This is a genomic window from Rhodosalinus sediminis (assembly GCF_003385555.1).
Taxonomy (GTDB): domain Bacteria; phylum Pseudomonadota; class Alphaproteobacteria; order Rhodobacterales; family Rhodobacteraceae; genus Rhodosalinus; species Rhodosalinus sediminis.
On record NZ_QOHR01000034.1, the window covers coordinates 1 to 12,113 of the forward strand.

The following is a 12,113-nucleotide window of genomic DNA, read 5'->3' on the forward strand; positions in this document are numbered from 1 at the left end:
CGCGCGGCGCTGCGCGCGGGCGCCGAGGCGGGCGGCGGGCTCCTCGCCGGGATCGCCGACGCGCTCGCCGGGCCGGAGGCGCATGCCGCGCTGGAGCTCGACCGGCTCGTCCTCTGCGGGCCGCGCGGCGCGGGCAAGGCGCGGCTGGCGACCCGCCTCGCCCTGCCGCGGGCCACGCGCCCCGGCGGCGTGCGCGTGTGTCTTTTGGGATACGAGGACGCCGACGCCACGGCGCTGCGCCTCGCCGGCGCGGCGCGCGGTCTCGACGTGCGCAGCCACCGCGCCGCCGCCGATCTGACGGCCGAGCCGCCCGCGGGCGCCTGCATCGTCGCGGCCGCGGCCGCCTGCCCGGTCGAGGACATCCGGCGCGTCGCGGCGGCGCTCGACGCGCAACCGCTCCTCGCGCTGCCGGTCGGACAGCACCCCCGCACGCTGGCCGCGCGGGTCGATCGCTGGGGGGCGACCGCGCCGGCCGTCGTGCTGACCGGTGCCGCGGAAGAGGCGCCATGGCCCGAGGAGCTCGCCGCGCTGGCCGCGCGGGGCCTGCCGCTCGCGGCGGGGCCGGACCTGCGCGCGGTGGATCGCGCCTGCCTCGACGGCTGGGCGCGGCGCTGGCTGGGCGATACCGCGCCGGAGGTCGCGGCCGACGGCGTGACGCCGGTTTTCGTCTCCCGTCGCGCCGCCGGGGATCACGAGGGGCCGGTGGACCGGCGCGCCGGCGCCGCACCGCCCGCGGGCTCCCGCGCCGGGGCCCCCGCAGCCGACAGCGCACCGATGCCGGAGAGCCGCCGCGGCGCGGGGGCCGACGCGGCGGCGCGCGCCGGGGACGCCCCCGCGCAAGAGCGCCACGCCCCGGCGCCCGCTCCGACGCGGGAGCCCCGCCGCAAGCGCTGGCGTCTCCCGGCGTTCGTCCGGCGCCGGCGCGCCGCCGCCCAGACCCTCGAACAGCCGGCTTGAAGGATGGCGCATATGCTCGGGCTCAAGACCTACCGCGACACGCAGGAGGCCGCCGCCGACCGCCGCATCGAGGAGAACATGGACATGGTGCGGCGCCTCGCCTGGCATTACTTCGGCCGGGCCGGGCGCTTCGTCGAGGTCGAGGACCTGCTCCAGGCAGGGTATTACGGCCTCGTGGACGCCAGCCGGCGCTACACGGAACAGGAGGGCGTGCCCTTCGCCTCCTACGCCGCGATCCGGGTGCGGGGCGCGATCGTCGACGTGCTGCGGCGCAATTCCAACCTCTGCCGCGCCACGATCTCCATGCAGAGCCGGATCCGCGACGCCGAGACGCGCCTGAGCCAGCGGCTTCAGCGCGCGCCGGAGACCGAGGATCTCGCGGCGGAGCTGGAGATGAGCCCGCAGGATCTCGCGGCGTGGCGCGCGCGGTTGCAGGCCGGGCAGACGTCCTCCCTCGACGAGGTCTATTCCGACCACTCGCTCCTGTTCGAGGGCCACGATCCCACGCCCGAGGATCAGACCTACGCCGCCGAACGGCGCGCCATCCTCTTCAGGGCGATCGGGCGGCTGCCCGACCGGGAGGCGCTGGTGCTGCAACTCTACTATGTGGAGGAGCTGAACGGCTACGAGGTGGCCGAGATCCTCGGCGTCACCACGGGGCGGGTCTCGCAGCTCAAGAAGGCCGCGCTGGAGCGGGTCCGGGCGCTGATGGCCGCGGAGGACGCGCTCTGATCCGGGGCGCGGCCGTCGTCGCCCCGCGCTCAGGCCCAGTCGCGGCCGAGATCCGCGCGCGCCCGGTCGATCCAGTGCTCGCGCAGCCACGGGCAGGGGCGCGAGCGGCGGATCAGCGAGCCGCGGTAGCCCTCGACCGCCTCGGGCATCTTCGGTCGCCCGTGGAAGCAGACGACGCGCGCCCCGGCCGGCAGGCGCGGCGGGCGCAGCCAGTTGACGGGCGGCAAGCCGAGGCAATCGTACTTGAAGCTCACCACCCAATCGCCCGGAATATAGGCGAAATCGCCCTGAGCCATCGCCTTGTGCGAGGTGTAGCGCTGCTCCGAGCCGCGCGCGCGCTCGACCTCGGCATAAGGCGCCGCCGCGAGGTCGTCGTAGAGATAGCCGTGCCGCGCGGGGTCGAACCGGAAGACCGAGCCGTGCCCCGTCGGCCGGCCCTTGCGCGCCTCGGTCCAGTCGTGGCGCATCACCACCTTGCCCGGCGCATGCGTCCGGATCGGCTCCAAGTCGCCGGTGATCACCACGTCGAGGTCGAAGCCGAGGATCGGCCCCTCCGCGCCGGGGATCGCGCCGGGCCGGAAGAGCGAGACCTTGCGCATCGCGCCCTGCCGGTTCGCCACGGCGAGCGCGCGGTCCATCTCCGCCTGGAACGGTTCGCGGGGCAGGGGGACGACCTCCACCTCCGGGTGCAGCCCGTCGGCGTGCTCGGTCATGCAGACGAAGCGCACCTCGTGGGGCAGGTTCCGCCGCACCCCGGAATAGAGGCGGTTGACGTATTCGGGGCCGAAGGCGGTGCCCCACTTGATGCAGGCGACGGTGACGGGCGGCACGCGCGGACTCCGGCTGGCTCTGCGCGCTGCCTAGCCGAGGGCGGCGGGATTGGCCAGCCGCCCGCGAAGAGGCCCGTCAGGGCCGATGAGCGCCCTCAGGAGGCGGCCATGCGCCGCTCCACCACCTCGGCGAGCCAGGAACAGCCGGCGGGGATCACCGCGTCGTCGAAGTCGTATTCCGGGTGGTGGACCATCGCCGTGTCGCCGTTGCCGACGAGGATGTAGGCGCCCGGGCGCGCCTCGAGCATGTAGGCGAAATCCTCGCCGCCCATGACGAGCGGCGCCTCGTCGCAATCGCCCGAGACGGCGCGCGCCACCTCGGCGGCGAAGTCGGTCTGCGCGTCGTGGTTCGCCATCACCGGATAGCCGCGGTGATAATGCACCTCGACGCGGCCGCCGAAGGTCGCCGCGACGCCCTCGCAGACGGCGCGGATGCGCGCCTCGGCCAGGTCGCGCATTTCGGTGGAGAGCGTGCGCACCGTGCCGCGCAGGTGCACGCCCTGCGGGATCACGTTGAAGGCCTCCGAGGAGGTGCGGAAGCTGGTGACCGAGACGACGATCTGGTCGATCGGGTCGGCGTTGCGGCTCGCGATGGTCTGCAGCGCGGTGACGGCGTGCGCGGCCATCACAGTCGTGTCCACCGTGTCGTGCGGCTTGGCCGCGTGGCCGCCCACGCCCTCGAACTCGATGTCGAACTGGTCGGTCGCCGCGAAGAAGGGGCCCGAACGGATGGCGAAGCTGCCCACCGGGCGGCCGGGCCAGTTGTGCATGCCGTAGACCTCCTCGATGCCCCAGCGCTCCATCAGGTGGTCGTCGCACATCTCCTTGCCGCCGCCGCCGCCTTCCTCGGCGGGCTGGAAGATCACGACGCAGGTGCCGTCGAAGTTGCGCGTCTCTGCGAGATATTTCGCCGCGCCGAGGAGCATCGCGGTATGCCCGTCGTGGCCGCAGGCGTGCATGGCGCCCGGCGTCTTCGAGGCATGCGGCGCGCCGGTCTGCTCGTGGATGGGCAGCGCGTCCATGTCCGCGCGCAGGCCGATCACGCGGCCCGCGGTGTCGGCCTTGCCCTTGATGACGCCCACGACGCCCGTGCGCCCGATGCCCTCCACGACCTGGTCGCAGCCGAAGGCGCGGAGCTTCTCCGCGACGATCTCGGCGGTGCGGTAGGTCTCGAAAAGGATCTCCGGGTGCTGGTGGAAATCCCGGCGCCAGGCGGTGATTTCCTCGTGCAGCTCGGCGAATCGGTTCTTGACGGGCATCGGTGCTCTCCTTCGCGGTCGGCGTGGACATAGCGCGCCCGCGCGGCGGTGTCACATCCGCGGCGCCGGCCGAAAAAGACGCCGCGTCCGCCCGCGCGCCGCGGGGCAGGGCGCGCGGTCGGCCGCGCGGGCGGGCGGCGGGATGCCCGTTTCGCCGCCGCGGCGCGGGGTGGGCCGGTTTTCCCGCGCGCCGCGCCGCGCTGCGGCGGCGCGCGCTTGATCCCGCGCGAGCGGTGGCGCATGTCACGCGGGCTTCAGCACGGGGAGGCACGATCATGTATCAGGCGCTCGGGATCACGGCGCTCACCGCGCCGCAGGCCGCCGTGGCATTCGGCGCGCTTCTGGGCCTCGCCTTCGGGCTTCTGGCCGAGCGCACGGGCTTCTGCCTGCGCCGCTCCGTCGTCGCGGGGCCGGAGCGCCGGACGGCGGCGGGCGTCTGGCTCGCGGGGGTCGCGGCGGCGCTCGTCGGCACGCAGGCGGCGGTCGCGGCGGGCTGGATCGGTTTCGGCGATCACCGCTTCCATGCGGGCGATCTGCCCGTGGCGGCGATCGCGGTCGGGGGCGCGCTATTCGGCGCGGGCATGGTGCTGACGCGCGGCTGCATCTCGCGCCTCGTCGTGCTCTCGGGCACGGGCAACCTGCGCGCGGCGCTGGTGATCCTCGTCTTCGCGCTGACCGCGCTCGCGACGATCCGCGGCGTTCTGGCGCCGCTGCGGCTCTGGCTGGGCGAGGCGACGCTGCCGCTCGGCGCGGCCGCCTCGCTCGGCGGTTGGCCCGGCGGCGCGCTTCTCTGGACGGCGCTCGGCGCGGGGGCGGCGTTGGCGGTGGCGGCGCGCTCGGGCGCGGGGCGGGGCAAGCTCGCGGGCGCGGCGGCGCTCGGCCTGCTGGTGCCGCTCGGCTGGGTCGGCACGGGGCTCGTGCTGCAGGACGACTTCGACCCGGTGGCGATGCAGTCGCTCGCCTTCACCTCCTCCGCCGCCGAGGCGCTCTTCTGGGTGGGCGCGGCGACCTCGATCCCGCTCAGCTTCGGGGCGGGGCTCGTCGGCGGTGCGGTGCTGGGCGCCTTCGCCTCGGCGGGCACGGCGGGGCGGCTCCGCTGGCAGAGCTTCGAGAGCCCCGGGCAGACCGGGCGCTACCTGTCCGGCGCGGTGCTCATGGGGCCCGGCGGCACGCTCGCGGGGGGCTGCACCGTGGGCGCGGGGCTTTCGGGGACGGCGACGCTGTCGGTCGGCGCGCTTCTGGCGCTCGCGGCGATGGTCGCCGCCGGCGTGGCGACGGACCGCGCGCTCAGTCGATCTTCCCGCGAATCCGGCGCACGAGGACGAACACCAGCGCCACGACCGGCAGAGTGACCGCGGCGGTGACCACGCCCTTGGTCACCTCGAGGGGCTCGGCCACCGGATAGAGCAGGTAGCTCAGCAGCGAGACGGCGTAGTAGCTGATCGCGACGACCGAGAAGCCCTCGACCGTCTTCTGAAGCTGCAGCTGCAGGTCCGCGCGGCGGTCCATGCTCTCGAGCAGCGCCTGGTTCTGGGCGCTGCGCGCCACGTCCACCCGCGTGCGCAGCAGGTCGCCCGCGCGCATCGCCCGGTCGGCCATCGCCTGCAGCCGGGTCTGCGTGGATTTTACGGTGCGCATGGCCGGATCGAAGCGGCGCATCATGAATTCGTTGAAGGTCTGGCGCCCGCCGAAGCGCTCCTCGCGCATGACCTCGATACGCTCGTGCACGATCGCCTCGTAGGCGGCGGTGGCGCCGAAGCGGAAGCTCGCCTGCGCCTGCAGCGTCTCGAGCTCGGCCGAGACGGTGAGGAGCGCCTGCAGCGTCTCCTCGGCCGGCGCGGCGCGGTCGGTCATGCCGGACATGAGCTCGGAGAGTTCCTTGTCGATCTCCGCCATGCGCGGCGAGAGCGCGCGCACCCGCTGGAAGCCGAGCATCGACATGGTCTTGTAGGTCTCGATCTCGGCGAGGCGCTGGACGATGCGGCCGATGCGGCGGCGCCCGATGTCGTCGCGCGGGAAGACGGCGAAGCGCATGTGCCCGGCCGGGTCGATGCGGTAGTCGCCGATCACCACCGCGCCGTCGTCCTGCACGCAGCTCGCCGCGACGCTTTCCGAGACGAACCAGTCGGCGATGCGCGCCTCGATCTCGGCGTCCGAGGGACGCGGCTCGATCCGGATGAGCGCGGAGGTGATCCGCTGCCCCGGCGCGGCGGCGAGCCAGTCCTCGGGAAAGACGTCGAAATCGTCCGGGTCGAAGGGCTTCGCACCCGGGCCGTCGAGAAAGACGGTGTAGGTGACGAACTCGGTGTGGCTTTCCCATTTCAGCTGGTGCTTGCCGATCTGGCAGAACCAGTGCGTCGCGCCCGGCTGCGGCTGATCGGCGCCGTGGCGGTGCAGAAGCTGCGCGAGATGGTCGAGATCCGCCTGCCGGTCCCGGCTCGCCGCTTCCTCGGGGCGCTTGATGGCGAGAAAGACCGCGCGGCCCGAGGCGGTCAGCGCCGGGAAGGGACGCGCGTGCAGCTCGTTGGCGAGCTCGTAGCGAAGCGGATGGTCGGTGATGGGCGGCATGTCGGTCTCCGAATACCGGGAAATAATGCTGCACCGCAGAGATGTAAAGAAAAATCCTTGGACCTCATGCGGTTAACGGTGTGCGGCGGTATGCCGAGGGTGCATCGGCCGGTCCGGATACGAGAAGGGCGCCGCGATCCGCGGCGCCCTGTCGTGCGTTCGGGCTGCGCCCCCGCTCACTCGATGAGCGACAGGAGCTTGCCGAGGCTCTCCTTGGCGTCGCCGTAGAACATCCGCGTGTTCTCCTTGAAGAAGAGCGGATTCTCGATGCCGGAGTAGCCCGCGCCCTGACCGCGCTTGGAGACGAAGACGTTCTTCGCCTTCCAGACCTCGAGCACCGGCATTCCGGCGATGGGGCTGTTGGGGTCGTCCTGCGCCGCCGGGTTCACGATGTCGTTGGAGCCGATGACGATCACGACGTCGGTCTCGGGGAGGTCGTCGTTGATCTCCTCCATCTCCAGCACGATGTCGTAGGGCACCTTCGCCTCGGCCAGAAGCACGTTCATGTGGCCCGGAAGCCGGCCCGCGACGGGGTGGATGGCGAAGCGCACCTCCTTGCCCTTGGCCCGGAGCTTCTTCGTCAGCTCGCTGACCGCGTTCTGCGCCTGCGCCACCGCCATGCCGTAGCCCGGCACGATCACGACGCTGTCGGCTTCCTCCAGCGCGGCAGCCACGCCCTCGGCGTCGATGGCGATCTGCTCGCCCTCGATGTCGGCCGCGGGGCCCTGCGCGCCGCCGAAGCCGCCGAGGATCACGTTGATGAACTTCCGGTTCATCGCCTGGCACATGATGTAGCTCAGGATCGCGCCCGAGGAGCCCACCAGCGCGCCGGTGACGATCAGCAGGTCGTTGGACAGCGTGAAGCCGATCGCCGCCGCGGCCCAGCCCGAGTAGCTGTTCAGCATCGAGACGACCACCGGCATGTCGGCGCCGCCGATCCCCATGATGAGGTGGTAGCCGATGAAGAACGCCAGCGCCGCGATCGCGAGCAGCGACAGCATCGAGACGGTGCCGCTGTCCGTGCTGAGGTAGACGATGGCGAGCAGGAGCGAGAGCGCCGCCGCCGCCGCGTTCAGCATGTGCCCGCCGGGCAGCTGCTTCGGCTTGCCGTCCACCTTTCCGGCGAGCTTGCCGAAGGCGATGATCGAGCCGGTGAAGGTCACCGCGCCGATGAAGACGCCGAGCACCACCTCGATCTGCAGGAAGACGACCTCCGGCCCGGTCTTGGAGGCGACCTTGGCCGCGAAGGCGGAAAAGCCCTCGACCAGCGCGGCGGGCGGCGTCACGCCCTCGGGGTTGGGGAAGGGCGCGCCGGCCTCGGCGAAGGCGTCGGCCACGCGGAGCCGCGCCATCTCGGCGTTGATGCCGACGAAGACCGCGGCGAGACCCACGAAGGAGTGCAGCGCGGCGACGAGCTGCGGCATCTCGGTCATCTCGACCTTGGCCGCGACGTAGGCGCCGGCCACGGCGCCCACGATCATCATCGGGATCATCAGCCAGTAGGCGCCGATCCCCGGCCCGATCGCGGTGAAGACCACCGCGAGCGCCATGCCCGCGATGCCGTACCAGACCGCGCGCTTGGCGTTCTCCTGGTTCGAGAGCCCGCCGAGCGAGAGAATGAAGAGGACGCTCGCGGCGATGGCCGCGGCGGTGACGAACTGTTCTCCGACCATTGTCCTGCCTGTCCCCCGCTCAGGATTTCTGGAACATGGCGAGCATCCGGCGCGTGACCAGGAAGCCCCCCACGATGTTGATGGTGGCGATCAGCACCGAGATCGCGGCCAGCACGACCACCAGCCAGTTGCCCGACCCGATCTGCAGCACCGCGCCGAGCACGATAATGCCCGAGATCGCGTTGGTCACCGCCATGAGCGGCGTGTGCAGCGCGTGGTTGACGTTCCAGATCACCTGGAAGCCGACGAAGCAGGCGAGCACGAAGACGATGAAGTGCTGCATGAAGGAGGCCGGCGCGACGAGGCCGAGCAGCGCCATCAGCGCCACGCCCGCGCCGAGCATGGTGACCTGGTTGCGCGTCTGCTTGCGGAAGGCCTCGATTTCCTGCTGGCGCTTCTCCTCGGGCGTGAGCTCCTTCGGCTTCTCCTTGGGCGCCTGCGCCGCGATCGCCTGCACCTTGGGCGGCGGCGGCGGGAAGGTGACCTCTCCGGCGTGCGCCACGGTGGCGCCGCGGATCACGTCGTCCTCCATGTCGTGNNNGCGTGCGCCACGGTGGCGCCGCGGATCACGTCGTCCTCCATGTCGTGGACGATCTGCCCGTCCTTCTCGGGGGTCAGATCGGTCAGCAGGTGGCGCACGTTCGTCGAATAGAGCGAGGAGCTCTGCGTCGCCATGCGGGAGGGGAAATCCGTGTAGCCCACGATGGTGACGCCGTTGTCGGTGACGATCTTGTCGTCGGCGACGGTCATCTTGCAGTTGCCGCCCCGCTCCGCGGCGAGGTCCACGATCACCGAGCCCGGCTTCATGGCCTCGACCATGTCCTCGGTCCAGAGCTCCGGCGCCTCCTGGTTGGGGATGAGCGCCGTGGTGATGACGATGTCCACCTCCGGCGCGAGCTCGCGGAACTTGGCGAGCTGCGCCTCGCGGAACTCAGGGCTGGAGGGCTTGGCGTAGCCGCCCGAGCCGGAGCCGTCCTGCTGCTCGCCCTCGAAGTCGAGATAGACGAACTCCGCGCCCATCGACTCGACCTGTTCAGCCACCTCGGGACGCACGTCGAAGGCGTAGGTGATCGCGCCGAGCGACGTCGAGGTGCCGATCGCGGCGAGGCCGGCGACCCCCGCGCCCACGACGAGCACCTTCGCGGGCGGCACCTTGCCCGCCGCGGTGACCTGTCCGGTGAAGAAGCGGCCGAAGTTGTTGCCCGCCTCGATCACCGCGCGGTAGCCCGCGATGTTGGCCATGGACGAGAGCGCGTCCATCTTCTGCGCGCGCGAGATGCGGGGCACCATGTCCATCGCGACGACGGAGCTGCCCTTCTCGGCGAGCGCTTTCATGTGATCCTCGTTCTGGGCGGGCCAGAAGAAGGAGATCAGCAGCTGCCCCTCGCGCGTGCGCGCCACCTCGTCGTCGGTGGGCGGGCGCACCTTGGCGACCACCTCGGCCTCCTTCCAGAGCGCCTCGGCGTCGGGCACCACCGTGACGCCCGCCTCCTCGTAGGCGGCGTCGGTGAAGCCGGCCTTCGCGCCGGCGCCCGCCTCGATCAGGCACTCGTGCCCGAGCTTCGCGAGGTCGCGCGCGCTCTGCGGCGTCATCGCGACGCGCGCCTCGCCCTCCATCACTTCCTTCGGCGTTCCGATCTTCACCGGTGTCGTCCCCCCGTGGTGTCGGGCCCCGGGTGCCGGGGCTGGCGTTTCAACGTGCGATCCCTAGCGTCAGGGCCGCGGCTTCACAAGCCGCGCGGTCGCCCGTGGCCGACCGCGCGTCGCATTTTTACTATATCCATCGCCGGACCTTGTGGGCGTAGCGCGCGAAATCGGCCCGGAAGGTGCGGCGCAGGCGGTTTTCCTCCGGGATCACGAAGCGCCGCTCCAGCACCCAGAGCAGGAGCGGCACCAGCACGAGCGAGAGCACCGCGTCCCAGTAGAGCACGAGCCCCGCGAGGATCATCAGATCGGCGAGGTAGATCGGGTTCCGGGTGCGGCTGTAGATGCCGCCCGTCACCAGCGCCGAGGCCTGCCTGTGCGGCACGATCGTGGTGCGCGCGCGCCGGAACTCGGCCGCCGCGAGCGCGACGAGCACGAGCCCCCCGCCCACGAGGAGCCCGCCGGCGAGATCGGCCCAGCCGCCGCCGAAGCTCAGCCCGAGGGGCCAGTGCCGCGCCTGCACCCAGGCGAGCGCGAGCGCCCCGGCCAGCCACACCGGCGGCAGGTCCACCCACCTCAGCATCGCGCCCCCCGCGAATTTTCGTACGAAAATTCGCCGCCCCGGCGCCCGGGGAGAGGAGATTTTTCGTACGAAAAATCTCCGCCTGTCGTCGCATCGCGCATCATCCGACCTGTTTCGGGCGTGGCGGACGATTCGGAAAGGGGCCGTTTCGTCGCGCCTCTCGGCGGCTGGACGCCCTCCGCGCGACGGCCTAAGGTCAGAACCCATAGACTTGCTTGAGGCAACGGAGGTGGCTTGATTCACACTCCCAAACAGCGGGGGCATGATGAGCGAGCACTTCTGGTTGACCGAGGAGCAGAATGAGCGGCTGCGGCCGTTCTTCCCGAAGTCTCGCGGCAAGCCGCGGGTCGATGAACGGCGGGTTCTGAGCGGGTTAATCTACATTCAGAAGAACGGGTTACAGTGGAAGGACGCGCCTTCCATCTACGGTCCGCCCAAGACGCTCTACAACCGGTTCGTCCGCTGGTCGCGCATGGGCGTGTTCGCACGGATTCTCGCGGAGTTGGCCCGGCCGGGGGCGCACGGCGACACGATCATGATCGACAATGAGCCATGCCCCGCCCCTGATGGGGGGGATGGTCCCCCGCTCCCGGCATCGCAATGTGCCATATTGGGGTGCTGTCCAAGCCACCATCGAGGGGAGCCATCCATGCAACAGCCTACCACCATCGGCATCGACCTTGCCAAGTCCGTTTTTCAGGTCCACGGCGTCGACGCGGGCGGGGCCATTGTGGTGAAGCGCAAGCTTCGGCGGGCGCATGTTCTGACACTCTTCGCGGAGCTCGAGCCGTGCCTCGTCGGGATGGAAGCCTGCGCCGGAGCTCACTTCTGGGCACGCGAGTTGCAGGCGCTCGGGCACGACGTTCGCATCATGCCGCCCTCCTACGTGAAGCCGTATGTAAAGCGCGGGAAGACGGATGGTGAGACGGGACCGTGGCCGCAGATGCGGCCGCGTAAGCCCGTCGAACGATGCCGAGGCGATCTGCGAGGCGGTGACCCGGCCCACGATGCGGTTCGTGCCGGTGAAGTCGGCGGAGCGCCAAGCGGCGCTTCTGGACCACAAGACGCGGGATTTTCTCGTCCGCCAGCGCACACAGCTGGTGAACACGATCCGGGCGCACCTCTCGGAGTTCGGCATCGTCGTGGCCAAGGGCATCCATAACGTCGACCGGCTTCTCGAGGCTTCGAGCGAGCTCCCGGACGCGGCGCGGCCGGCCATCGACCTTCTGTCTGACCAGCTGCGCGAGACGCAGGAGAAGATCGACGCGGTGACGGCACGGATCGAGGTGGCCCAGAAGAGCGACCCACTCGCCCGGCGCCTGGCTGGGCTCCGCCCGTTCACACCTCGAACCGTCCACCGGACGGTTCGCCGCGTTCCGCGGACCGGTGCTCACTCCCGGGCCTCGGCGCCATCACGGCGAGCGCGATCGCCGCGACGACGCCGGAGGTCGACAACTTCCGCACGGCGCGTGACTACGCCGCTTGGCTCGGGCTCACACCGCAGCCCCACTCGAGCGGGGGCAAGGAGCGATTGGGCCGGATCTCGAAGGCCGGCAACAGGTACCTGCGACGGCTCCTGTATCTGGGTGCCATGGCGCAGATCAGCGCAAGACGTGGCCGGCGACCGGGCGACGACTGGCTCTGGCGCATGCTGGAGAAAAAGCCGGTGAAGGTCGTCGCGGTCGCGCTGGCCAACCGCATGGCGCGGATTGTCTGGGCGCTGATCAGGACCGGCGAGAGTTACCGGGCCACCCCGGCCTGACATAGGACACGCCGGCCGCGCCCGGCCGGCACCGAGACGGTGAGGCGCGACGTGAGGTGATGGCGAACGGACGGCGAAACGGCACTGTTCGCCATGCCCCTCGAC

Annotated in this window: 7 protein-coding genes and 4 pseudogenes; 5 read left to right on the forward strand and 6 right to left on the reverse strand. The window is 71.2% G+C overall.

Features of this window, described 5'->3' with window-relative positions; genetic code table 11:
- Positions 1-957: pseudogene (locus tag DRV84_RS15665) on the forward strand (hypothetical protein); the annotation flags it as partial.
- 3 nt (positions 958-960) lie between these two features.
- The gene (locus tag DRV84_RS14045) at positions 961-1,689 is read left to right on the forward strand and encodes a sigma-70 family RNA polymerase sigma factor (RefSeq protein ID WP_239995090.1); all 729 of its coding nucleotides are present in this window, start codon (positions 961-963) and stop codon (positions 1,687-1,689) included.
- 29 nt (positions 1,690-1,718) lie between these two features.
- On the opposite strand, the gene DRV84_RS14050 is transcribed toward DRV84_RS14045, so the two are convergent.
- Positions 1,719-2,519: a glycosyl transferase gene (locus DRV84_RS14050; RefSeq protein ID WP_115981828.1), complete on the reverse strand. Its 801-nt coding sequence runs from the start codon at positions 2,517-2,519 to the stop codon at positions 1,719-1,721.
- 95 nt (positions 2,520-2,614) lie between these two features.
- Positions 2,615-3,778, reverse strand: a complete 1,164-nt coding sequence (locus DRV84_RS14055; RefSeq protein WP_115981830.1) for a M20 aminoacylase family protein — start codon at positions 3,776-3,778, stop codon at positions 2,615-2,617.
- Positions 3,779-4,053: 275 nt separating this feature from the next.
- Here DRV84_RS14055 and DRV84_RS14060 point away from each other — a divergent pair, with 275 nt between their 5' ends.
- Complete coding sequence (locus tag DRV84_RS14060; protein WP_115981832.1) at positions 4,054-5,130, forward strand: YeeE/YedE family protein; 1,077 nt, start codon at positions 4,054-4,056, stop codon at positions 5,128-5,130.
- On the opposite strand, the gene DRV84_RS14065 is transcribed toward DRV84_RS14060, so the two are convergent.
- The 4 genes and pseudogenes from DRV84_RS14065 to DRV84_RS14080 all read right to left on the reverse strand — a co-directional run bounded on the left by DRV84_RS14065 (position 5,066) and on the right by DRV84_RS14080 (position 10,246).
- Complete coding sequence (locus DRV84_RS14065; protein ID WP_115981834.1) at positions 5,066-6,346, reverse strand: DUF3422 family protein; 1,281 nt, start codon at positions 6,344-6,346, stop codon at positions 5,066-5,068. The two genes, DRV84_RS14060 and DRV84_RS14065, sit on opposite strands and share 65 nt — an antisense overlap.
- Positions 6,347-6,522: 176 nt before the next feature.
- The gene (locus tag DRV84_RS14070; RefSeq protein ID WP_115981836.1) at positions 6,523-8,019 is read right to left on the reverse strand and encodes an NAD(P)(+) transhydrogenase (Re/Si-specific) subunit beta; all 1,497 of its coding nucleotides are present in this window, start codon (positions 8,017-8,019) and stop codon (positions 6,523-6,525) included.
- Between the two features lie 19 nt (positions 8,020-8,038).
- A pseudogene (locus tag DRV84_RS14075) lies at positions 8,039-9,663 on the reverse strand (Re/Si-specific NAD(P)(+) transhydrogenase subunit alpha).
- Between the two features lie 130 nt (positions 9,664-9,793).
- Positions 9,794-10,246, reverse strand: a complete 453-nt coding sequence (locus tag DRV84_RS14080) for a methyltransferase family protein (protein WP_115981838.1) — start codon at positions 10,244-10,246, stop codon at positions 9,794-9,796.
- Between the two features lie 265 nt (positions 10,247-10,511).
- Between DRV84_RS14080 and DRV84_RS14085 the strand changes: the two are divergent.
- Positions 10,512-10,790 (forward strand): annotated as a pseudogene (locus tag DRV84_RS14085) (transposase); the annotation flags it as partial.
- A gap of 105 nt (positions 10,791-10,895) precedes the next feature.
- Positions 10,896-12,008: pseudogene (locus DRV84_RS14090) on the forward strand (IS110 family RNA-guided transposase).
- Positions 12,009-12,113 lie beyond the last annotated feature (105 nt).